At 41.3% G+C, this 23072-nt stretch carries 20 protein-coding genes and 1 pseudogene; 10 read left to right on the top strand and 11 right to left on the bottom strand.

The annotated features are described in order from the left end of the window. A pseudogene (locus I8751_RS23400) lies at positions 1 to 582 on the bottom strand (photosystem II D2 protein (photosystem q(a) protein)); the annotation flags it as partial. Between the two features lie 663 nt (positions 583 to 1245). On the opposite strand from I8751_RS23400, the gene I8751_RS23395 reads away from it, so the two are divergent. The 3 genes from I8751_RS23395 to I8751_RS23385 all read left to right on the top strand — a co-directional run bounded on the left by I8751_RS23395 (position 1246) and on the right by I8751_RS23385 (position 4118). After that, complete coding sequence (locus tag I8751_RS23395; protein ID WP_214441480.1) at positions 1246 to 1842, top strand: photosystem I assembly protein Ycf4; 597 nt, start codon at positions 1246 to 1248, stop codon at positions 1840 to 1842. 207 nt (positions 1843 to 2049) lie between these two features. After that, the gene (locus I8751_RS23390; protein ID WP_214441479.1) at positions 2050 to 2844 is read left to right on the top strand and encodes a peptidylprolyl isomerase; all 795 of its coding nucleotides are present in this window, start codon (positions 2050 to 2052) and stop codon (positions 2842 to 2844) included. 110 nt (positions 2845 to 2954) lie between these two features. Further along, entirely contained in the window at positions 2955 to 4118 is a 1164-nt protein-coding gene (locus I8751_RS23385; protein ID WP_225894365.1) for a beta-ketoacyl-ACP synthase, read from the top strand. Positions 4119 to 4123: 5 nt separating this feature from the next. On the opposite strand, the gene I8751_RS23380 is transcribed toward I8751_RS23385, so the two are convergent. After that, complete coding sequence (locus I8751_RS23380; RefSeq protein WP_214441477.1) at positions 4124 to 5176, bottom strand: phosphotransferase; 1053 nt, start codon at positions 5174 to 5176, stop codon at positions 4124 to 4126. A 68-nt stretch (positions 5177 to 5244) separates the two neighbouring features. Here I8751_RS23380 and I8751_RS23375 point away from each other — a divergent pair, with 68 nt between their 5' ends. From I8751_RS23375 to I8751_RS23365, 3 genes are all read left to right on the top strand, one after another. Beyond that, positions 5245 to 6681: a folate/biopterin family MFS transporter gene (locus I8751_RS23375; protein ID WP_214441476.1), complete on the top strand. Its 1437-nt coding sequence runs from the start codon at positions 5245 to 5247 to the stop codon at positions 6679 to 6681. Between the two features lie 86 nt (positions 6682 to 6767). Further along, positions 6768 to 8267 (top strand): carotenoid oxygenase family protein, encoded by a 1500-nt coding sequence (locus tag I8751_RS23370; protein ID WP_214441475.1) that lies wholly within the window; start codon positions 6768 to 6770, stop codon positions 8265 to 8267. Positions 8268 to 8455: 188 nt separating this feature from the next. Beyond that, positions 8456 to 9745 carry a Glu/Leu/Phe/Val family dehydrogenase gene (locus I8751_RS23365; protein ID WP_214441474.1) on the top strand — a complete coding sequence of 430 codons (1290 nt, stop codon included), beginning with the start codon at positions 8456 to 8458 and terminating at the stop codon, positions 9743 to 9745. Positions 9746 to 9929: 184 nt separating this feature from the next. Here I8751_RS23365 and I8751_RS23360 read toward each other — a convergent pair whose 3' ends face one another. Further along, complete coding sequence (locus I8751_RS23360) at positions 9930 to 11462, bottom strand: SagB/ThcOx family dehydrogenase (RefSeq protein WP_214441473.1); 1533 nt, start codon at positions 11460 to 11462, stop codon at positions 9930 to 9932. Positions 11463 to 11764: 302 nt separating this feature from the next. Between I8751_RS23360 and I8751_RS23355 the strand changes: the two genes are divergently transcribed. Continuing rightward, positions 11765 to 12010 (top strand): hypothetical protein, encoded by a 246-nt coding sequence (locus I8751_RS23355; RefSeq protein WP_214441472.1) that lies wholly within the window; start codon positions 11765 to 11767, stop codon positions 12008 to 12010. Positions 12011 to 12069: 59 nt separating this feature from the next. After that, a complete protein-coding gene (locus I8751_RS23350; RefSeq protein ID WP_214441471.1) occupies positions 12070 to 12336 on the top strand; it encodes a hypothetical protein in 267 nt (88 codons plus the stop codon). 24 nt (positions 12337 to 12360) lie between these two features. On the opposite strand, the gene I8751_RS23345 is transcribed toward I8751_RS23350, so the two are convergent. Next, on the bottom strand, positions 12361 to 13284 hold the full coding sequence (locus I8751_RS23345) for a nucleoside hydrolase (RefSeq protein ID WP_214441470.1): 924 nt from the start codon (positions 13282 to 13284) through the stop codon (positions 12361 to 12363). Positions 13285 to 13302: 18 nt separating this feature from the next. Between I8751_RS23345 and I8751_RS23340 the strand changes: the two genes are divergently transcribed. Beyond that, positions 13303 to 13734, top strand: coding sequence for a nucleoside deaminase (locus I8751_RS23340; RefSeq protein WP_214441469.1), 432 nt, complete (start codon positions 13303 to 13305; stop codon positions 13732 to 13734). 14 nt (positions 13735 to 13748) lie between these two features. Here I8751_RS23340 and rbsK read toward each other — a convergent pair whose 3' ends face one another. The 4 genes from rbsK to I8751_RS23320 form a co-directional block, all read right to left on the bottom strand. Continuing rightward, on the bottom strand, positions 13749 to 14684 hold the full coding sequence (gene rbsK / locus I8751_RS23335) for a ribokinase (protein WP_214441468.1): 936 nt from the start codon (positions 14682 to 14684) through the stop codon (positions 13749 to 13751). 99 nt (positions 14685 to 14783) lie between these two features. Then, positions 14784 to 15452: a hypothetical protein gene (locus I8751_RS23330; protein ID WP_214441467.1), complete on the bottom strand. Its 669-nt coding sequence runs from the start codon at positions 15450 to 15452 to the stop codon at positions 14784 to 14786. A gap of 362 nt (positions 15453 to 15814) precedes the next feature. Continuing rightward, the gene (locus I8751_RS23325; protein ID WP_214441466.1) at positions 15815 to 16645 is read right to left on the bottom strand and encodes a squalene/phytoene synthase family protein; all 831 of its coding nucleotides are present in this window, start codon (positions 16643 to 16645) and stop codon (positions 15815 to 15817) included. A gap of 481 nt (positions 16646 to 17126) precedes the next feature. After that, entirely contained in the window at positions 17127 to 18725 is a 1599-nt protein-coding gene (locus I8751_RS23320; protein WP_318780360.1) for an FAD-dependent oxidoreductase, read from the bottom strand. A gap of 301 nt (positions 18726 to 19026) precedes the next feature. Between I8751_RS23320 and I8751_RS23315 the strand changes: the two genes are divergently transcribed. Next, on the top strand, positions 19027 to 19380 hold the full coding sequence (locus I8751_RS23315; RefSeq protein WP_214441465.1) for a Rieske (2Fe-2S) protein: 354 nt from the start codon (positions 19027 to 19029) through the stop codon (positions 19378 to 19380). 129 nt (positions 19381 to 19509) lie between these two features. Here the strand turns inward: I8751_RS23315 and I8751_RS23310 are convergent, their stop codons facing one another. The 3 genes from I8751_RS23310 to I8751_RS23300 are packed head-to-tail and all read right to left on the bottom strand — an operon-like array spanning position 19510 to position 22539. Continuing rightward, a complete protein-coding gene (locus I8751_RS23310) occupies positions 19510 to 20217 on the bottom strand; it encodes an actin-binding WH2 domain-containing protein (protein WP_214441464.1) in 708 nt (235 codons plus the stop codon). A gap of 59 nt (positions 20218 to 20276) precedes the next feature. Then, the gene (locus I8751_RS23305) at positions 20277 to 20984 is read right to left on the bottom strand and encodes an actin-binding WH2 domain-containing protein (protein ID WP_214441463.1); all 708 of its coding nucleotides are present in this window, start codon (positions 20982 to 20984) and stop codon (positions 20277 to 20279) included. A 1-nt stretch (position 20985) separates the two neighbouring features. Further along, complete coding sequence (locus I8751_RS23300) at positions 20986 to 22539, bottom strand: NAD(P)/FAD-dependent oxidoreductase (protein ID WP_214441462.1); 1554 nt, start codon at positions 22537 to 22539, stop codon at positions 20986 to 20988. Between the last annotated feature and the right edge of the window lie 533 nt (positions 22540 to 23072).

The raw sequence follows: 23072 nt of genomic DNA, 5'->3' as shown, positions 1-23072 counted from the left end.
GTTGAGTGTCCAGTTATGGAAACCTTGTAGGAATAACAAGAAGCGGAAAATGGCTGCTACACCAAAGCTGGGTGCAAAGAACCAAGAAGATTGTCCCAAGGGATACATCAAAAAGACGCTGACGAATACCGCAATCGGGGCTGAAAATGCCAAAGCGTTGTAAGGACGAATCCCTACTAGGCGCGCAATTTCAAATTGCCGCAACATGAAGCCAATCAAAGCAAAGGCTCCGTGTAGCGCCACGAATGGCCACAAGCCACCCAGTTGGAACCAACGGGTGAGGTCGCCTTGTGCTTCTGGCCCCCACAGCAACAACAGGGAGTGTCCCATGCTGTCTGCTGGTGATGATACTGCTACTGTTAAAAAGTTACAGCCTTCTAAGTATGATGACGCTAACCCGTGGGTATACCAAGAGGTGACGAAGGTTGTACCGGTTAGCCAACCGCCTAGTGCCAGGAAGGCGCAAGGGAATAATAATATCCCTGACCAACCTACGAATACGAAGCGATCGCGCTTTAACCAGTCGTCTAGTACGTCAAACCACCCTCTACTACTGGGGGCGCGTCCTACTGCGATGGTCATCGAACTAAAATCCTCTTTTTACTAAAATTGCAACGTTTTTAAGTAATGCGTTGGGCGGTGAGTCCAGTACTGCGTTCGCGCAGCGTCTCGTAGAGAAGAGAAGTGCTTTGCACGGTTTCCTAAAGCACTCCGTTGGGCGGGCAATGCCCGACTTCAAGGAAGTGCCGCCGCGTTGTGGCAACTTCTCCCAAGGGGAGAAGCTCCGCGAACGGGGAGAGTTTCCCTCGCTTACGAGACGCTAACGCGAACAGCAGGCAACTAGTTAACCCAAAGGGTTTTCCCGACTTGAAGCAACTACTACGAGGAATTAACGTTTTTTTGACACTCTTCAGCGGCTGGAAAGCTGCTAAAATTCTGAGAGCTTGCCGCTTACGTAATTTGGCATTTCTCAGGATTGTGCCATTACACGTACCGTTGGCTAGGAACCTAGCTTTTGGTAACTTAATGATTCTTAACTTATCACATTAGTTCGGTTTTTCGCCCAAGCACGGAGGTGAATCAGGTATTTAACACGAACCTATATAAATATTATGAATATCAGAATTTTAACAATCTGACACAACTTTTCTCAGAAATCTTAAAAGTCTTAATCCTCAGCTTGCAAGATATTGCATTCCAATGGCAGACTTTTAATGGGAAGAACTTACAGGCCAAGGTAGTTCAATGACGGCATCAACAACAATCAACAAAGGCGACTCTCCTAACGGTGATAGCTCTGCTTCAAGCATCCTACATCAAAAAGTTCTCGGTTCTCGTCGGTTTAGCAACTACTGGTGGGCAACTATCGTGACATTGGGAGCCACAGGCTTTTTGTTGGCTGGGATATCTAGCTACCTAAAAGTAAATTTACTCTTAGTTACCGATGCAACTCAACTGATATTTGTGCCCCAAGGATTGGTTATGGGGCTATATGGCAGCGCTGGCTTGCTTTTAGCTTTATATTTGTGGCTAATGATTTTATGGGATGTAGGTGGCGGCTATAACGATTTTAATCAGGAAACTGGTAGCATAAAAATTTTTCGTTGGGGATTTCCCGGCAAAAACCGCCGGATTGAGATTGACAGCCGTACACAAGACGTGCAATCCGTAAAAATAGATATCAAAGAAGGACTGAATCCCCGTCGCGCACTTTATTTACGCATTAAGGGTCGGCGAGATATTCCCCTAACACGGGTAGGTCAGCCGTTATCCTTAACAGAGTTAGAAACTAAAGGTGCAGAATTAGCACGCTTTTTGAGAGTACCCCTAGAAGGACTTTAAAGGATTGGGGCATAGGGCATGAGGAAGAAGGTTAAAGAGAAAGGGGTAAGGAGGAAAGGGTTTGTTTCTTCATCATTTACCCTTTACCTTTTCCCCTTTTGTTTATGCCCCTCTGCTTCTCTTAGCCCCTAATCCCTAGCTCCTAAAATATAAGATCCAAAAATCCTCTGAGAGGATAAGATACTCTGGTTGAATCAGTAACTGGCAATGCGTTTAAAAGTTTCACAATTTTTGGTTGCGCTTTTGATGGTCAGTGCTTTGATGTTGGGAGGATGTTCAACAGAGCAAGTAACTTCTTCTAACTCTTCTCCAACCTCCACAGCAGTCGAGACAAGCACTACAACAACTACTGAAGCAACGCCCGTATCACAAACTACTAGTGAGAGTATTCCTGGAATGAAAGATTTACCACGGCTCGAAGGCAAAGCTACTGTGGTGATGACGGTTAAAGGTTCGCCGATTACTATCGAAGTAGACGGTACTAATGCCCCAATTACAGCTGGCAACTTCGTAGATTTAGTTCAAAAAGGTGTATACGATGGGTTAGTTTTCCATCGAGTTGTACGCGAGCCCCAACCTTTTGTGGTGCAAGGTGGTGATCCCCAAAGCAAAGATCCGAAAGTTCCAGCAAATAGACTCGGAACAGGTGGTTATATTGACCCGAAAACTGGTACTGAACGCCGTATACCCTTAGAAATTAAGCCAAAAGGGGAACCAAACCCAATTTACGGCAAGACATTAGAATCAGCAGGAATCACGAAACCACCAGAATTGCAGCATAAACTGGGTGCAGTGGCAATGGCGCGATCGCAAATGCCCGACTCAGCTTCATCACAGTTTTATTTTGCCCTAGCAGATCTAGGGTTCCTAGATGGAAGCTACGCTGTTTTTGGCAATGTCACCGATGGCTTTGATGTAGTTAATAAAATTCAGCAGGGCGATCGCATTGACTCTGCTAAAGTCACTCAAGGCGCAGAAAATTTGAAAACTTCTGGTTCGTAGGGAGCAGAGGGGCAGGGAAGCAGAGGAAAATAACAATGTCCAATGCCCCCTTCGGGTTCGCAGTCGCCTGCGGAGGGAAACCCTCCCGCAGCGCTGTCTCACCATGTCCCATGCCCCATGCCCAATTAAATCAAGTCGTTGTTACTGGTATCGGTCTAGTTTCGGCTTTGGGTACAAGCCTAGAGGATAGCTGGCAAAAATTAATCGCAGGTAAATCTGGAATTAAATGGCATCAACCATTTCCAGAAATCGAACCGCTTCCTCTAGGCTTGATTGGTCAACAACCAGCAAAATTAAAAAGACTGACCCAAACGGTTGTCGCTGCTGCGTTACAAGATAGCGGTTTAAATCCTCCTTTACCTGACTGTGCTGTGGTTATTGGATCAAGTCGCAGTCATCAGGGAGCTTGGGAATTGCTGGCACGGCAAATGCATGGGTATGATTCCAGCTTAGAAACTAAAGAGGTGGTGTTAGAAAATTGGTTAGATACCTTACCTCATACAAATGCGATCGCAGCAGCCCGACAAATTGGGGCAACAGGCACAGTTTTAGCACCGATGGCAGCTTGCGCTACTGGAATTTGGGCACTTGCTCAAGCAGCTTTGCTCGTGCAAACTGGTCAATATCAACGGGCGATCGCTGGAGCAGTAGAAGCACCAATTACACCACTGACTTTGGCAGGTTTTCAGCAAATGGGGGCTCTAGCTAAAACTGGGGCTTATGCTTTTGATTTGCACCGAGAAGGTTTAGTTTTGGGCGAAGGTGCAGCTGTATTTGTCTTGGAATCAGCCGAATTAGCAAAGCAGCGTCAGGCAAAAATTTATGGGGAAATTCTCGGTTTTGGCTTGACAACAGACGCATATCATCCTAATCAGCCAGAACCAGAAGGTAAAAGTGCGATCGCTGCCCTTAAACAATGCCTAAAACGTAGTAATTTGACCCCAGATGATATTGATTACATTCATGCTCATGGTACGGCTACTCTCCTTAATGACCGTATAGAAAGCAAGATAATTCAGCAATTGTTTCCCCAAGATGTAGCAGTAAGTTCCACAAAGGGAGCTACAGGTCATACATTAGGGGCATCAGGAGCCTTGGGCGTAGCTTTTTCTCTCATGGCGTTAAAGCATCAAATCTTACTGCCTTGTGTAGGATTACAGCAACCAGAATTTGATTTAAATTTAATTACAGCAGCCCGCCCCAGTAAAATTCAGCAGGTGCTGTGCCTCAGTTTTGGCTTTGGTGGTCAAAATGCGATCGTAGCTTTGAGATAACACATCTAATCAGTAAAAATTGCCGCAATCTTAGTTGTGTTTTCCTCCAACCACTCTTCTAGCAGAATTGTATTTGTCACTGCATCAATTACGCTTTGGCGAGTTGCTTTTCCTTCAAGAAACCAGCCTGTCCAATAAATAATGCAGCTTGCCCGCTGTAAGCGCCAAACTAACGCCAGCGCCTCTACTTCTGCTGATATCGGAGAAATATGCTTGCTATATCCTGCGCTGAAAGTTTCCACAAACTCCCAATGCGGTGTTTCTTGCCAAGAGAATCGGGTGAAGTGGTCAAGTGCTGCAACATAATCCATTAAGCGCAAATCTGAAGTAGCAAACTCGAAGTCCAACACCCCAACTACACGGTTTTCTATCATGAGGATATTAGGGCTAAGATAATCCGCATGAGTTGTTTGTACTGGAAGCGTTTTATATAAATTAGGTGCAGTTACAATAATTTTTGTTAAAAACTTAATAATGTACTCTTGCTCTTTTAAAGGCAATTCCAGTGATTGTAGTGCTACCAGGGGATCTGTCACTAGTGGATGAATATGGAAAAGATCTCCCCATGCAGGTAATTGCGCCATTTCTCTCTCTGAATCAAAATCAGCAAGGGCGTGATGTAGCTCTCCAAGTACCTGACCAACAGCATAAATATGAGCAAGATTTTTTCGTTCAGCAGGCTGACCTGAAATAAAAGGAAGTAAAGCAACGCGCTGCAATGAGTTATTTTGATTAACTAGAATCCATGTTTCACCCAATAGGGTTGGTGTAGGATCTGGTACTGCAAACGATAAATTGCATGATTTCAGGTGTGCTAATAGCGAGTGTTCATACTGAATTTGTGTATTGGTTATAGTATCGTTGTAAAGTTTTAAGACAAAATCTCCAGCCTGTGCTTCCACAAAAAAGGTTGTGTTGACCGTACCTTGGTTTGTTGGTTGAACTGTTAAATTACCAAGAAATGACCATGCACCAAGCAGTTCAACAACATCTTGCATGGATAACTGCAAGTTTTGAGGCTTTTCCATAATTAAATGAACCGCATTAGGTTTGCCCATATTAAAACCCATCTCTCAAGAAATCGATATGATAGAAAAGTCGATAAAACTTAAAGAATATTTATCAAATGCTGATTGACTCCTCTGGCTTGTCCAAAGTCAAAGACTCAGTAAAGGAAAAAATTTTCTTCGGTCATGAACCTACTGCCGAGTTAATTGCGATTCTTACCGTCTACTTTGTCCAAGGAATTTTAGGATTGGCTCGTCTAGCCGTCAGCTTTTTCCTCAAAGATGAATTGCTGCTCAGTCCAGCCCAGGTGTCAGCCTTGTTGGGAATTGTCGCCCTACCTTGGATTATCAAGCCAGTGTTTGGTTTTGTATCCGATGGCTTACCCATATTTGGCTACCGCCGCCGTCCATATTTGGTGCTATCTGGAATACTAGGAGCCATTTCCTGGGTGAGTCTCGCAACAATAGTTCATACTAGCTGGGCGGCTACAGCGGTAATTGCTCTTGGTTCCCTATCTGTAGCCGTTAGTGATGTGATAGCTGATTCACTGGTTGTAGAACGAGCTAGGGGGGAGTCACAAGCGGATGCAGGTTCACTACAATCTTTATGTTGGGGTGCTTCCGCCGTTGGAGGTTTGGTAACAGCATACTTGAGTGGGATGCTTCTCCAACATTTCACTACCCGCACTGTATTTTTGATCACTGCTTCATTTCCTCTCATTGTCTCAGCAGTAGCTTGGTTGATTGCCGAGTCTCCCATCAGCAAAGACAAGAGCGAAAGTAATAACACTAACTCCTTAAGTGTTAAGCATCAACTGAAGCAACTACGCCAAGCCATCACCCAAAAAGCCATTTGGCTGCCAACAGCATTTGTATTTATCTGGCTATCTACTCCTACAGCAGAATCAGCCTTTTTCTTCTTCACTACCAACGAACTCCACTTTGAACCAGAATTTTTGGGTCGAGTTCGGTTGGTAACTAGTGCTGCTTCTTTAATAGGTATTTGGATTTTTCAACGTTTCTTGAAAAGCGTCTCATTTCGCGTAATTTTTGGTTGGAGTACCGTTATTTCAGCGGTATTGGGCATGACAATGCTGCTGCTAGTGACTCATACTAACCGAGTTTTAGGTATAGACGACCACTGGTTTAGTTTGGGAGATAGTCTCATACTGACTGTGATGGGTCAAATTTCTTATATGCCAGTGCTAGTATTAGCAGCGAGGCTTTGTCCTCCTGGAGTAGAAGCAACTTTATTTGCCTTGCTGATGTCAATATCGAACTTAGCGGCAATGGTTTCTTACGAATTTGGGGCCATTATTATGCATTGGTTGGGCATTACTGAAACCAACTTTGAATTACTTTGGCTGTTGGTAATTATTACTAACTTAAGCACACTGTTACCACTACCGTTCCTGCATTGGCTACCTACTAGTAGCTCGCAAACTGAAACTCCTACATTGCAACCAGCATTAATAACAAACGGTGAGCAAGAATTTCTATCTGATTTAATGCCTGAGTTAATGTTACGAGAAACAGAGTCCAAAGCAGTGGAATGATCAAGATTTGACTGAACGTAAATATCTGAGCAAAGATTCGTAAGATACAATTTTGTTTACTTAATTTGATAAACATAAATAAAGGTATGCAGAGTTTAGAAATTCCAGAAAAAGCAATTTTAGAAAAATCTTATACTCCTGAAGACTGGCAGGGAGGATATAAATCTCTTACTCAAAAATTTGATTATTGGATTGATGATGTAGAAGGACAAATTCCCCCAGAATTGCAAGGTACACTCTTTAGAAACGGCCCTGGTTTGCTGGATGTGAATGGACAACGGATTCATCACCCTTTTGATGGGGATGGGATGATTAGCCGGATCTGCTTTGTTAATGGTCGTGCCCATTTCCGTAACCGCTTTGTTCACACCGAAGGCTATTTAGCAGAACAAAAAGCTAAAAAAATTCTTTATCGGGGTGTTTTTGGTACTCAAAAACCTGGTGGTTGGTTAGCTAATCTCTTCGACTTCAGCATCAAAAATATTGCAAACACTAACGTTATCTATTGGGGTGGTAAACTTTTGGCACTGTGGGAAGCTGCTGAACCTCATCGCCTCGATCCTTACACATTAGGAACGTTAGGAAAAGAATATTTTAATGATGTTTTATCAGCAGGTGAAGCTTTTAGCGCTCATCCCCGTTTTGACCCTAGTTGCGCTCAAGATGGAGGCGCGCCTTGCTTAGTAAACTTTTCGATTAAGCCAGGACTATCTACCAAAATTACTATTTTTGAACTAAATTTAGCTGGTGAAGTTATTAGGAAGCACGCTCATAGCGTTCCGGGTTTTTGTTTTATTCACGATTTTGTTATTACTCCCAATTATTGTATCTTCTTTCAAAATCCTGTTACCTTCAACCCTATACCTTTGGCTTTAGGCATACGTGCAGCCGGTGAATGTATTAAGTTTCAGCCAAATCAACCAACTCGCATTATAGTTATTCCCCGCAACTCCCAAACAGGGCAAACAAAGGTAAAAATTTTAGAAACCCAATCTGGTTTCGTTTTCCATCACATCAATGCTTTTGAGGTGGAACAGAAAATTTTGATTGACTCCATTTGTTATGAGTCTTTACCTGAAGTGGAGCCAGAAAGCGATTTTCGACAAGTTGATTTTGAAGCACAGTCGCCTGGGCAACTTTGGCGGTTTACTCTCAACCTTCAAGATGAGACAGTAGGAAAGGAGTTGATTGAAAGCCGTTGTTGTGAGTTTCCGGCTATAAATCCGGCTAATGTCGGTCGTTCTTATCGATATTTATATATAGGTGCTACTCATCAAGAGACTGGTAATGCTCCGTTGCAAGCGTTGCTAAAAATTGATTTGGAGTCCGGGAAAAGACAACTTTGGAGTGCTGCACCCCATGGTTTTATGGGTGAACCGATTTTTGTACCGCGCCCAGGTTCAACTAAAGAAGATGACGGTTGGGTGCTGGCTTTGGTTTATGACGCTGCTCATCATCGCTCAGATGTGGTGATTTTAGATGCTAATGATTTTGGTAAAGGCGCGATCGCTAGGCTACATCTTCAGCATCATATTCCCTATGGTCTGCATGGAAGCTTTACTTCTGAGGTTTTTGCACCAGCTTAATACTCTGTTTAGCAACAACTATGCAATGAATACAGAAAATTATAATTTTCTGTATTCATTTTTAATATCATAAAAAAAAAATAAAAATGTAACAAAAACTACAAAATCCTTGTTTTTCTAGAAAACAAGGATAAGCTAGGCATATATATATCCGGTTGGCGAAGATACCGCGATTAGGAGAAAATTTTATGGTTACAACACCTGTATTGCCTTTGGAAGCTGCTTCTCCAGCGCATATTTGTCCATTTGATCAAGCCTGTAGCTATTTAGAAGCGGCAGGTAAAGAATTAAAGTTAGATCAAGGTTCTCTGGAAATCCTTAGTCATCCGCGCAAAGTAGTAACGGTTTCCATTCCTGTGAAATTAGATAATGGGGAAGTGCGAGTTCTTGCTGGACACCGGGTACAGCACTCCGATATCTTAGGGCCTTACAAGGGTGGCATTCGTTACCATCCAGCTGTGACACTACGGGAAGTGTCTGCCTTGGCAATGCTGATGACTTGGAAATGTGCCTTGTTAGGCATTCCTTATGGCGGTGCTAAGGGTGGTATTGCCATAGATCCGCAATTATACAGCGTTGGTGAATTAGAGAGGATCACTCGTCGTTATACCAGCGAATTAATTAAAGATATTGGCCCTTCCGTAGACATTCCTGCACCAGATATGGGTACTTCTGCCCGTGAGATGGCTTGGATGATGGACACTTACTCAGTTAATGTTGGTCACGCTGTACCAGGAGTTGTCACAGGTAAGCCACTTTCAGTTGGTGGTTCACTAGGGCGGGAAATGGCAACCGGGCGGGGCGTGATGATTATTGTTCGTGAGGCGTTAGCAGATCAAGGCAAATCTTTGGCAGGTATGCGAATTGTTATTCAAGGTTTTGGTAATGTCGGCGGTGCAGCAGCGGAATTATTATATAAAGCAGGAGCTAAAATTATTGCCGTCTCAACGGCCACAGGGGGAGTATATTATCCAACAGGTCTTGATATTCCAGCTTTGAAAACCTATGCTGCCGTGAATCGTAAAAGTGTTGTTGGTTTTCCGCAAGCTGCACCCATTAGTAATGCAGACTTACTGACTTTGCCTTGTGATGTATTGATTCCAGCAGCTTTAGAGAACCAGATTACTGAAGAGAATGTTAATCAAGTACAAGCGCAGATGATAGCAGAAGCAGCTAATGGCCCCATTACTCTTGAAGCTAACCAGATTTTAGAAGCACGGGGTGTGACAGTACTACCAGATATATTGGCAAATGCTGGCGGTGTAGTAGTAAGTTATCTGGAGTGGGTGCAGGGTCTTTCTTATCTATTTTGGAATGAACAACGAGTTAACCATGAAATGGAACAGTTAATGGTGCAAGCTTATCATCAAGTAATTCAGCAATCGAAACTGCGGCAAGTTAATCTCCGATTAGCAGCTTATACGCTGGGTGTAGGTCGTGTGGCTCAAGCATTGAGTGATAGAGGTCTTTATCCTTAACATTGAGCAAACGATTACAGAGACACACAGAATATCTGATATCTCTGTCTTTAAAAGTTTGTTACGGAAGGAAACCAACGCCACTTGCTTCTCCCAAGGGGAGACGCTGCGCGAACAAGTCGGGAAACCGCAAGGGCGCAGTGGCTCCTCCTGACAACTTTTCGCTGTGTCTCTGTGGTTTATGCTATCTTGGCCGCCCCAAAGTAGTAATGTATAAAACAGCTTCATCAGCAGGAATACCTAAAACTTCATTTACTTGGTCATCGAAAAAACCACCAATACCACTGACACCCAAATTAAGGCTAATTGCAGCTAAGTTTAGCCTTTGTCCCAAGTGTCCAGCATCTAGATGTAAATAACGGTAAACGCGATCGCCATACTGGGAAATAGCTGATTTGAGATCGGCTGTATGAAAAAGCACTGCTCCTGCATCGCGCCCTAAATCCTGTCCTAAGCAGAGAAAGTGTAACTCTCTGCGGAAGTTTTTAAATCGAATTTGTCGTAACTCTTGGGCTTTAGGTGCGTAATAGTAACAACCTGCTTCTAATCCTTTAACTCCACAGACGGCAATAAATGTTTCTATTAAATTCAGATCACAATAGTCTGGAGAACTATCTAAACTTTGGTCGATATAGTTTTTTGGTTGATAGGTAAAGTCAAGCAAAGCTTTAAGTTCATCGAAGGTTAAATCATCACCACTATAGGCACGGGTAGAGCGTCGTTTATGCATGGTGATTTCCAAGTCTGACAGATCTTTTCCCCAGAAAATAGGTGTTGTAGAGGTAGGAATTTTCAAACAAAAAGGAAAATTATATTTATCCTCTAGAGACTTTTCTTGTTTCACCATTGGCAAATTCAGCTTACCAATTATACCTGGTTGAATCTGAGTATGCCGATGAACATATTTCAGCAATTCGCCATCCGGAATTTGTGGGTAACTAGTTTCAGTCGCAGAGGGTAAAGCAGTACATCCCATCGGCAAATTTTGTTTAATGTCTAATAAATCTGCCAAGGGTAAAACTGCGATCGCTCCTTCTTGTTGCGGATCGATATACAATAAATCATTTACAGCTTCATCCACAAAACCACTAATCAAGTGCGGGCGATAGTCGGTAATAGCAGCCGCTAATTCAATGTTGCCCAAAAGATGTCCTGTATCTAAAAAAATCCGGCGGTAAGCCCTATCTTCATAACGCCACGCCGAACGATAAAAAACCCCAGTAACAATAATTGCTAATTGGGTACTTTCGAGGCTGGGATGCCAAAAACAAGCTTCCTGTAAAGCTTGCCAAACATCACTTTCCCAATAATGCATCAGTGAATGAGTCCGACATTGATAATTATACAATCCAGGCGGTAATAAAGGCGTGCCACGAGAAACTACATATACTTCGGCAGGATACAACCCACCTGCACTAGGGGCAGCTCGTAAATACACCGTACTACCCATAGAAGGCATTCTTGCCGTGAGTCCATAACTGCGAAACAATAGCCTTGAAAGTCTTTGCCACCATTGAGCATCTGGTTTGTTAACAAATGCCTCTGGGATTTCTTGGAGATAGGGTTTAAGATCAAAAGCAGAGCCAATTTTGTACTCTTTAAACGGCACTGGTTGCTTAGCCCAATCTAATCTTTGATTTTTAGAAGCAAGGGTTTCAGGGTCGTATTTAGTCCGTTCATGGTAATGCTGAGCAATGGATTCGCGTATTTCTGGCATAATAATTTAAATACCCTTAAAGCGTTCTTTTTTTGATCTTGGCATTCATTAGCCTTATTATTTCGTGTGAATTAGTACAATTCTCTGACTCATAAGGTAGTACTTGGTAATTCCCAACAGATGCTTGAGTAGGGAATAACACGATTTTATGAGATGCACTCCAAGTTTAGGCGAGATAGTTTTTGTTAAACACCCTCGTTTGTCTTGCTTGAAGCAACATCTTGACAAATCCTTACAAAGAAATTCGGCACGATTTGATAATGTGTGCAAACATAAAGAAAAGCTTAAGAATCCAAAGACTTATGATTACTGTCAAAATGATGAAACAAATATGGGCTGTAATAGAGTCTACCCAAGTCAGTACCTTGCTCCAGTTTGATGATGCTGCCTTAGTACAACTGCTACTCCAAAAGTTAGAAGGCAAGCACGGATTTGATGTACAAGCACAAGCAGATTGCAGCCTCAACACCTATATCGAATCTAAACTGCCCTTAATTCGCGACACAGCTGAAGGCCGATTATCATTTGAGCAAAGTAATCATCATTAATGCGAGCATTCGCATGATTGCTCAGTGTCAAAAATCCTCTCAGAGTCAAACTAAATATAATGAATCACTGGCTAGTAATTGCCCTGGTAGCTTACCTAATTGGAGCGACGATTGAAGGGGTGACTACAGCTAGTCAGCTATTTCATTCAGCACCAGAGCTAACTAAAGGCACACAAGAACAACCTTCAGAGTCTGCCACTCCACCTAACTCCAGTTGGCAAGTTGTCGCCACCATCGCCTCAGTAAGTATCTGTGGAGCTTTCTTTTGGCCCTGTCGCCTGTTCCACCGTTCAATTAAAGGAAACATCTCCTCTACTGACTTGTAGAAGTTATGCCAATAAAATGCATCTTCAGCGCGCCCATTGTTGCAAGATGTAACTATAAAAAGCCACTTTATCCACTTTATCCATCGCGTAAATCTTTCGACCACTAGGTACGACTTTAGTACGCCCCTGACTTACGCCAGCAGTAATAATCTCTGTTTCCCATTCATGCAATTGATAAAATTCTGGGTGTCCTAGATAAGCTGTTGCCAATACGTCCCAAAAATAATAATCTTGGGGGATAACCAGGGCGTAACATTGCCCCGCTAAATCAGAGACAGGATAGTGGCGTTGTTTCCCCATCTTTTGCACTAATTCCGATGTGACTGGCACATTATTAGTTAAATCTAAAGGACACATAATAATTTCAATTTGGGTTTGCCATACCCGCGCCGCTGAAACTGCATCCCAATAAACATTCCATTCGGCGGAACCATCTTGTCCAGCTTCTAAACTTTTTTCTACATTACCAGAGACATTCAATGCGCCCCCCATCCAGATAATCTGATGAATCTTCGCTTCAATGTCTGGTGCTTTATCTAGGGCTACTGCTACTGTCGTCAACGGGCCAGTTACCATTAGTGTTACTGGTGACGATGCCTCACGTAAAACCCGGATCATGAAATCTTGCCCTGTTTCTGCAACCAAAGGCGTATTGATAATTTCGTTTTGATTGAGAATTGGCAGATGATCCACAATAAATGAATCGCGGCGATAGAGAGGCGGAAAAGGATTTATACCCCGTACAGTACTTTGGGCAACTGGGATATGAGAAAATCCCATTAAATCGATGATTTTACGTGTCGCGCTAACAGCAGGTTGAATGTAGCAATCTGCTGGAGTAACGACGACACCTAAAAGTTCTATGTGATCCATCGTCAACAGCAGCATTGTTGCTAGATAATCATCAACACCACCATCATGATCCATTAATACGAGTTGTTTTGACATAACAAGGAGAATTAAAAGATGGATGAATTTATGCAGGCTGCAATTCAAGAAGCAAAACAAGGTAGACAAGAAGGTGGAATACCCATCGGTTCCGTTCTTGTCAAGGATGGCAAAGTTCTCGGCAGAGGACACAACAAACGTGTGCAAGATAGTGATCCTGTTACCCACGCTGAAATCGATTGTCTCCGCAATGCTGGTAGAGTTGGTAGCTACAGAGGTACAACACTCTATTCAACTCTAATGCCGTGTTATTTGTGTGCTGGGGCAGTTGTGCAATTTGGCATTAAAAAAGTCATTGCCGGAGAATCAAGAACTTTTCCTGGTGCTAAAGAATTTATGGTATCCCACGGAGTGGAAGTAATTGATCTCAATCTTGATGAATGTGAACAGATGATGAGTGATTTTATTGAAACTAACCCTGAGTTATGGAATGAGGATATTGGTAAATAGTTAGTTGTCAGTTGTCAGTGGTTAGTTTCAATTCCTCTTTCCTTGAGAAAGGCATCAAAAGTCCATCTATTAGGTAAAGAAGTTTGTGACCCTAATTTTGTTGCAGCCAAAGAACCTGCTGCTGCACCCCACACAACTGCTTGACGTAAAGAAAGTCCTGCAAACAGTGCTGCTGCTAAGCCGCCATTAAAAGCGTCGCCCGCCGCAACAGTATCAACTGCATGAACTGGAAAGGCTGGGACAAAAAATGTTTCTTCCGCAGTGGCACAAACAACACCTTTGGCACCCAGTTTGACGATCGCACATTTCACACCTCGTTGCAATAAAACTGCTGCTGCTTTTGTGGCTGCTACTTCATTGTCTACAGCAAAACCTACTAACTGTCCTGCTTCCACTTCATTCGGTGTAATGATATCTACTAAAGGGTAAAGTTCATCTGGTAAATTAGATGGCGCGGGTGCAGGGTCGAGAATTATAGTTATATTTGTACTTCGTGCAGCTTGGGCTGCTGCCACCACAGCAGTAATAGGAATTTCTAGTTGTAAAAGTAGCGCTGTAGCTGTTGGTAATAAGTATGATAATCGCTCTATATCTTCCTGATTAACACACCCATTTGCACCAGGAATAACAACAATTTGATTTTCACCAGCATAATCTACGGTGATGAGGGCGACTCCCGAACTAACAGTTTCATCTACGAAAATATTGTCAGTCTGCACACCAGAAACCTGTAAATCATGGATAAGTTCTGCGCCAAAGTTGTGTGCGCCTACTCGGCCTACCATCTGAGTAGGAATCCCTAGGCGCGCTAATGCTACGGCTTGATTTGCGCCTTTACCTCCCGACATTTTAAAGAAATCTTCTCCCAGCAAAGTCTCTCCTGGGGCTGGCAACCGTGGTGCTGTCGCCACTAAATCTATATTGATACTGCCGAAAACTATAATGCTCATGATTTCGATTTTTGTTGATCTTAAAATCATTAAGCTTAAATATTACAGAAGCAAATATTTACGAGAGATGGGTAAATTGTCTCTCGTGCTTTTCCATAGTTAGCGATTACTTTTTTTCTTATACTTAATTCCTAAGAAAATCATACTTAATGCTGTCAGGGCTATCGTATTTGTAGGTTCTGATACAGCTGCAACTTTAGCATCAATTTGTGCAGTTCCAGCAAATTCACCAGTCAAACTAGAATTACCCAGTATATTAGCAAACTCTGGAGAGAACAGCAATTGAACATTAGCGAGGGTTAAATTTTTGCCATCAAAGTTTAAAGTGCCCGGAGCGCTTAAATCAAACAAAATTGTGTTTAGAGAAACTGTATCTTCTAAGAAAAAACCGCTGGCATTGTTAATAGCCCGTGTTGCAGCGAAACCAACAGAAAAGTTACCAACAGTAAGCTGGTTATTGAAGGTAATAGTGCCAGTATGCTTGATTGTACCTGAAGGCTGAGAAAAACCGCCTACGTCGCTGAAGGTGAAGTTAGTGTCTGAGGCAATATTAAATCCAAATGCAAATTCATTAGGAATTGTTTCGGCTGTATTATTCATGTCGGTCAAATTCAGCCCCAGACTTCTAAGAATTTCTTCGTGGTCTTCAGCAACGCTGGTGACACCAGATTGTATCTGATAATTTGCAGCGTTTGCTTGTATGGGTGCAATTGCTACAAAAGCTGCTGTAGTCAAACCAACAATTGCCCCAATCTGATAAAAATGCATAAACACTCCTTGTCTTCCGTAGTCAATCATATAAAAGACAATAGTGTTTTTACTTAAAGATTCTATTTCAGTTGAGTAAAGATTTTCTGGAAATTTAGCTTTAATATGAAGGTTAGATATGGGACGAACAATAAATCCCAATTTATGATTTAAATAGGCTGTCTTTTGCAGTCTATTTGTTGATTAGTTGCTTATTTTTTAACCAAAAACTTTTATTAAAATTAGTCATTTTATTGGTTAAGTTATTAATTATTTAAGAAAATTTTAAAAAAGCTCTGTTGATCGCTCATTTGCTTTAAATAGTTAAGATTTACAATTTATCATGAGTAAATCCCCCGATTTATCTTCGGGGGATATAAGCACTAACTAGCTTTTATGTTGACACTGATAAACTGCTCAATGAGTGCAATAACTTCGTTACGGCTGAGTTTTTCTTTACCATTAGCTAGAGCATCGAGAGTGCCATGAGCTAAGGTTAAGGGAATTTGGCAAAAATCTAAGGCCGGCCCAGCAGGAAGAGATTTAGTATATGCATCTGCTAGTGCTAGATTGCGACGCGCATATTCATGCAAATTTGCTGCACTCCAACCCTCTGGAAAAAAGTTGACTCCACGTACCATATCTTCGTTGTGGTTACGCAGAATATTAACTGCTTGTAGACCCCGACCAAACCCAATTGCTTGAGTACGGTTCGTTTGCGTCCCGTCATACCAAGTCCATAAATCGGAGAGTAGCAAACCTACAGCACCTGCAACTCCAAAAGTATAACGATCTAGATCAGCCTCTGTATAAATTTTCCAGTTTCTTTCTGCCCAGTAAGCCATGCGGTCTGCCATTGCGGCGGTAGCATCCCAAATTCGCGGTGCGATCGTTTCAGGTGCTAGTAGTGACCATTCTCTAACTCTCACAGTGACTTCTTCTAAAGTATTTTCGTAACCGTTAAAGCCTACGGAAAAAGCATCAACAGCGAAACCATCAACCCCTGCTTGCAATGTTAAACTAATTGTTCGCAAAAGTGCGGCTTTAGTAGGGTTATCTAGTTCTGGATGGTCTTCAATTTCATCAATGGCACGCATACACAAGTATGCTGATGCAACTGCTTCTTGTAATCCTGACGGTAATATACTAATGGGAATATAAAAAGTTCGACTAGTTTCTTTGAGGATTTGCAATGCATCACTACGTAAATCCATGTCTTCACTCCCCTCTTAATTCTGACACCACATGCAGTTTTCTGATAATACTGGATCTAGTTGTTACTAAACCTTAAAAACTGTAGATGTACTAATATTTCCTCTCAAAGCTGATAGTTGTGAGTATCATATCTAACGCAAATTCTAATTTTATCAAAGTCAACCCCAGTATATAAGACTTTGGTGGCGGAAGCTTGGGGTGTATGGATTGATATAGTTATCATCAATTTTTAGTATAAAAGTAAACAATTATGTTAATGTCCGATATGTTATAAATAAAGCTTTTTTTCTCACAAAAATCTGATTGATCAGGGCAAAACTACTATATTCGCCCGTATAAAAATAAAAAAGTGAGCAATGCCCACTTACAAAAATTCTTTATAAATAAAGATGTCCTTTCAATTTTCTGAAATGCTGCATCTGTTCAAAGCTTGAAGACCAAGTGATTGTAAGCTGTGAAGATTACAAAACCCCATCCTGGCTACTTAATTTTTTCTTCTACAGGTGCAAGTCCATGAATTGCGGGCCCGTTGATCACTTTTCCCTGTGAATCAAACCGTGAACCATGACAAGGACAATCCCAGGTATCCTCTGAAGAATTCCAGGCTACAATGCAGTTGAGATGGGTACAAACTGCGGAATGCTCGTGTAAAATGCCATTTTCGTCGCGGTAGGCTGCAATTTTGGTCAAACCACGCCGCACCACTGCACCTGTACCAGGGGAAATTTTTTCGACAGAATCAACTTTCCCTGGTGTCACCCAATCTAAATATTGGGTAGCAACGTTGAGATTTTCAGATATAAAATCACCCGTTGCCCCAATTCTCGTCCGTGATGGATCGTACACTTCTGCCCAGGTATTCTTGCGCCCCAAAATCATATCAGTTAGGAGGATGCCTGCGATCGCACCGTGAGTCATTCCCAAGCCTGAATCACCCGTAACAATGTAAACATTTTCTTCATCAAATGGGTTTTTACCAATGTAGGCAATACCATCGTCAGCATTTATCACCTGACCTGACCAGCGAAATAAAATCTCTTCCACCATTGGGAAACGTTCTTGTGTCCATACCTGGAGTCTGGCATACCGCGCACCAGCATCATCGGCTTGTCCAGTTTTGTGGTCTTCGCCACCAACAATCAGTAAATCATACTGCTCATCAAGTGATTGCAGCCGCACATAATGGTAGGGGTCGAGAGTATCCCAGTAAAGTGCATTGGGAATAGAACCGCGAGGGACTTTCCCAGCAATTACAAAAGTAATGTAGGCAGCTTGCTTAAAATGCATAGTAGCCAAGTTACTAATTGGGGAGTTAGTTGCTACAACTACAGCATCAGCTGTTACTACTTGACCATTGCTTGTTTCCACACAGGCAGTCAAGCCACCCTTTATTTTTTCTACATGTGTGCCTGTATAAATTTTGCCACCGCGACGTTGAATTGCTTCAGCTAATCCGGCTAAATACTTCAGTGGGTCAAATTGACCTTGGTTAGGAAAGCGCAAACACTTTCCTGTATCAAAACCGGATAGGGGCGCTTGGTTTACGAGTTCTACTTCTGTTAAACCTGCACGATGTGCTGCTTCTAACTCTTGGTTCATCTCGTCTAAAGACTGAAGATCAGGAGGAAATAGATAGCCATCAAGTCGTACCAAGTCACAGTCTATATTTTCTCTAGCAGCGATCGCCTCTATAGTATCAATAGCTGTTGCATGACTTGCTGCAATGAGTCTGGTGTGTTCTTGACCGTGGATATCTTCAAGTTCAGAATAACCATAAGACAACACATTCGATAAATGGGCTGTAGTACGGGAAGTTTGTCCTCCACCAATAGGGCCGTCATCTAGTACCACAACTGATTTACCTTCACGACTCAGCATATAGGCAGTTGACATCCCTGCTATACCCGCCCCTACAATGCATACATCTGCATGAGTGTTTGCTGAAAGTACAGGTTGATCTGGCACTTGTGCCGTTGTCATCCAAGTAGAAATCGTCTTTCCAGAGTCGTTTTGCATATTTTTGTAGAGTTTTAAGCCTGATTGACTAACTGGTAATGCGAAGTTGTTTAGCTTTGCCACCCTTGCACCAGTAGGTTATTGATAATGATTTATTGCAGATATTACTGTAGTATTGTAAGCTTAATTATTTAAATAATATATCTGCATGGCGATAGAGTTTAAATATCTACTTTAATGAGGATGAGAGAATAAACTCAGCTATCAAACGAATTAAGTAAACTGCTAATAAAGGTTTTAGCTATCTCAACCGTTACAAACTTGTAAAATCATGTATTTAATTGGTTTTCTGATGGCTAAAAGAGCTTAAGATTCCAAAGTCTTCTGTTAAACAGCATCCCTGTAGAAATCAAGTGAGGTATTGATGAACTGGATTAAGGTTCTTTCTCAAGATGAATTACCGCTTAATGAGCGCAAAGTGGTAAAAGTTGAACAACGCGCTATTTTACTACTTAACCATAATAACCAAATCTATGCAGTAGAAAACTCTTGCCCCCACCTGAAGCTACCGATGAAGAAGGGCAAGGTTACGGAGGATGGAGCAATTATTTGTCCTTTTCACCGTAGCGCTTTTGACTTGTCCACTGGTAATGTTAAGGAATGGAGTACCTTTCCTCCAGGTATCGGAAAGGTGTTAGGTGTAATTGCTAAAGAAAAGGCACTACCAGTTTTTCCTACGCGTTTAGAAGAAGGAAGTATTTGGGTGGGGTTGCAGTAATTGAGTGAGTGTCTGCTGAAGGATGAATTATTTACCGTGCAGGGGAAAAAATTTCATTCTTCAGCAATTTATTTATATTGTTTATAGCGATGCCTTGGTTATTTTTTTTCTTCACAATAAAATATCAGCTTAACGCAAACCCAAAATTTCAGAAATCGCCGCTACAATATCTAGATAAAAGTTACCTCTTACCGCCCGAAATAACTCGAATTTAGAGTCAGGGGCACCAAAAAAAGGTCTGAGAAACCATCCTAACTGCATACCCACAAAGCCATAAAGTAATAACCACGATCTTAAAATTGTAGTGCGGGTTCTTTTGCCAACCTCATCTTGTTGAGAAAGCAACTGCATTCCTTCATAAAGAAATCTCACACCAAAAATACCTGTGATGCTAAAAATTAACACATTTAAGAGTTTAAAAAATTGATAAGAATCTGGAGTAGTGATTAGAAAAAACAGCGTTACTGGTGCCAAACTAAATAAAAGCACACTAATTACTGATACCGATGTGAGCAAAACAGCAAAATGCTGCTGAATACTGCTCCGAGAACCAAATAACACACTAAAAAAGAACAAAGTCGGGAAACAAATAATCAGTGTTAATAAATAGAACGCTGGTAATTTAATAGCGCCAGATAAAGCTTGTGCCCAACTGTGAGATGCGCCAATAATCGCGCCATAAATGGCAAAAAAAATAGAACTAGAAACAAACAGCGAATTGATTTTATTTTGTAATCTTATTTCCTGACGAATTTCTTCTAAAAATCCCTGGCGATCGCGTAGTAAACTAATCAGGGTATGAAAATGTTGAATTTTGTAAGATTGTTTTTCTAGCATAACAATTTTAAATTTAGTCAAGATGAGGTAAATGTGGATTAGGATGATTCACTAAAAATTTATGAACGAAATCCCAAGAGATAGCTAATAGCTTGAATTACACTCAAATAAAAATTGCCTTCTCTTTCTCGAAATAATTGAAACACAGAATCAGGTGTGCCAAAAAAAGGTCTGAGCGTCCATCCTAGCTGGCTACCGACAAAGGCATAAAGAAATAACCAAAATTGTAAAATTTTCTTTCGGGTTTTACTACCTTCATCTTCTTGCTCTAAAACTAGGTTCATTGCCTGATATAAAGCAGAAACACCAATAAATCCTGTTAAGGCAAAGATAAATACATTTAACAGAATTAAAAATTGATAATTATTAGTAGTAATTAAAAAAAATAATGTAATTGGCGCAAAGCTAAACAATAGAACACTAGTGGCTGAAACCGCAGTCAACACTAGAGCAAAATGTTGACTAAAAGTACGCCTAGAACCGAAAATTACGTTAGCAAAGTACAATGTGGGTAGACAAATAAGTAGAGTTATTAAATACAGGGCTGGTAGTTTAACGGCGGAAGATAAAGCTTGCATCCAGCTATGATATGCACCAATAATTCCGCCATAGATGGCAATAAATATGGAACTACAAACAAGCAAAGAAATAATCTTATTTGGTAATCTTACACCTTGACGAATTTCTTCGAGAAATTTTTGGCGATCGCGCAGTAAGCCAATTAGCACAGTAAAGTATTTAATACCTGAAGATTTCCGTTCAATCATGTTAACCTCGAATCGTATAATCACCACCAGAACCAAACTTCCAGGCATCAACCAAACGATGCCAATAATATTGTTGTTCACTTGGTTGGTTCTTAATCCATGTTTCTAGCATTGGGCTTAGCCAAAACAAGGCAGTATAAACACTTAAATTACAGTAATGCACCATCCAATCGAGCAAACTTGCCAAACCTACTTGGGGAATTATCTTGGCAACTAATCCCGGATGAGACAAACCAGTTTTTAAAAGTGTTTGTGTCAGCGGCGAAAACTGCACTATATCTTGCAAAAAAGGTTTAAGTACTGGTGTACCTAGTTGTTGCATTTCTTGAAACACTGCCGAAAGTAGTTGGTTAATTTGATCTGGGGCAATCTTTTGATTGACACCAACACTCATTGCTTTTTGAAACAACCAAGTAACAGTCAAACTTGGCTGGTAAGGTTGCAGTAGTGCCAACGCCTTTGCAGATAATTGATTCGTTTCTAATGCCTCGTGAATACCTAAGGTTAAACGCTTGAGATGACGCACCATTGCACCAAAACCACCAAAACTCAAGGGAGATTGACTACCACTGCTATCTCCCGCTGGGAGAATGCGATTCCAAGGGGTTTTGAGTGGACTTTGACGATAAGTAGGAAAAAAACCAAACAATGCCCTTTGAAACTGCAACTGGCTTAATTCCACACCCTGATATTCTGGCAACAGACGCAGATATTCCTCAAATAGAGCTTCTAAACTCAAGCGTTGCGGATGTGCATCCATGTAGGTAAACAAGTAAGTAGTTCTGCCATCTCTAGCGGGGAAGGCTTCCCAGAAGTACTGGCATTGATTTTGCAAAGGTGTGAAGGATAACAACAAATCGCCTGAGTTATTTTCCGGAAATCCTTGGGCACAACTTCCTACAACTAAACAAAGGGCATCTGGTTGTTTGCCTTGGCGTGCTTGCTGAGTGATGGGAGAAAAATTTCCCATCGCATCAATTAACAACCTAGTTTTAAATTGGTTATTTACTATCACCCCATTTGGATGAACTACTGCTGTAGTGAAGGGTATGTTTTCTAATAAGTTTCCCCCAGCAGCCAAAAATTTTCTCTTCAATGCAGCCAGTAAATAAACTGGATCTATACCAATATTTAATACATCTTCTACCCAAACTTCTGTACCACTATGAAAACTGACTCGTGCAGGGTTATATTGGGTAGCGATCGCTTGTTCTAATTCCGCATCTGTGAGCAAGTTCAATTCTAAAAATACCTTTAGCTCTTGGCGTGAGATATTCCACTCTTGCTCTCTCCCGCGCAGAATCCCTTTTTCCATCAACGCTACTCGCAATCCTTTCACCGCTAAAGCACAACCAATTAAAATGCCTAAGGTGCCACCACAAATAACTACATCCCAGTTTACAGAATCTATAAACTGCTGACTTGCTTGAATTACTGTTGGTACTGGTGCTGTATTTTCTCTCAGTGATGTTAAAATGCGATCGCCTTGACGCAATCCCCCCAAAACATCACCTGGTAGTTGCGAGAGAATCTCTTCAGTTAAAGAACCAGACATAAAAAATTAATTCCGACAAAGTTACTCCTCTTAATCGTATCTTTACTAAAAAAGTCCAAAGTGTAAAGTAAAGTGTACTTGCGTAGAGTCTTATTGAAAATTTGTGTGCTGTGACAACCGGACGCGCAAACTTTTTCCTTTTTATAGATGATATGGTCTCACAATTTACAATTTAAGTGACCGAATTTCAACTGGCTAGGTTTCATATTGTAATTTTCAAAAAGTATTTTCATCTCTTCATCAAAAATTCATAATTTCTAGTATGTACTTAAGTAGGTTTTGTGTTAGCTTATTTTTGAGTAAACATGCTAAAAATCATTTTTCAATTCATCCTTTAAAGACATTATTCAAATCATAAAAAGCCAGTATTTTTTTTCAATTTATAATTTTTAGCACTGTTTTTTATATTATGGAAATGTTTAGTTATTTGACAAAAGCTCAATGTGTCTAGAGAGAGATGTTTAATTAAAAGCAGTTTCGGTAAAAGTTACCTAGCGTTTAAAAGCTTTAAAAAAAGTAGAATTAGCTACTGA

Source organism: Atlanticothrix silvestris CENA357 (assembly GCF_016056295.1).
Taxonomy (GTDB): Bacteria; Cyanobacteriota; Cyanobacteriia; order Cyanobacteriales; family Nostocaceae; genus Atlanticothrix; species Atlanticothrix silvestris.
The sequence above is the reverse complement of the archived record's forward strand: the minus strand, read 5'-3'. Positions and strand labels throughout refer to the sequence as shown.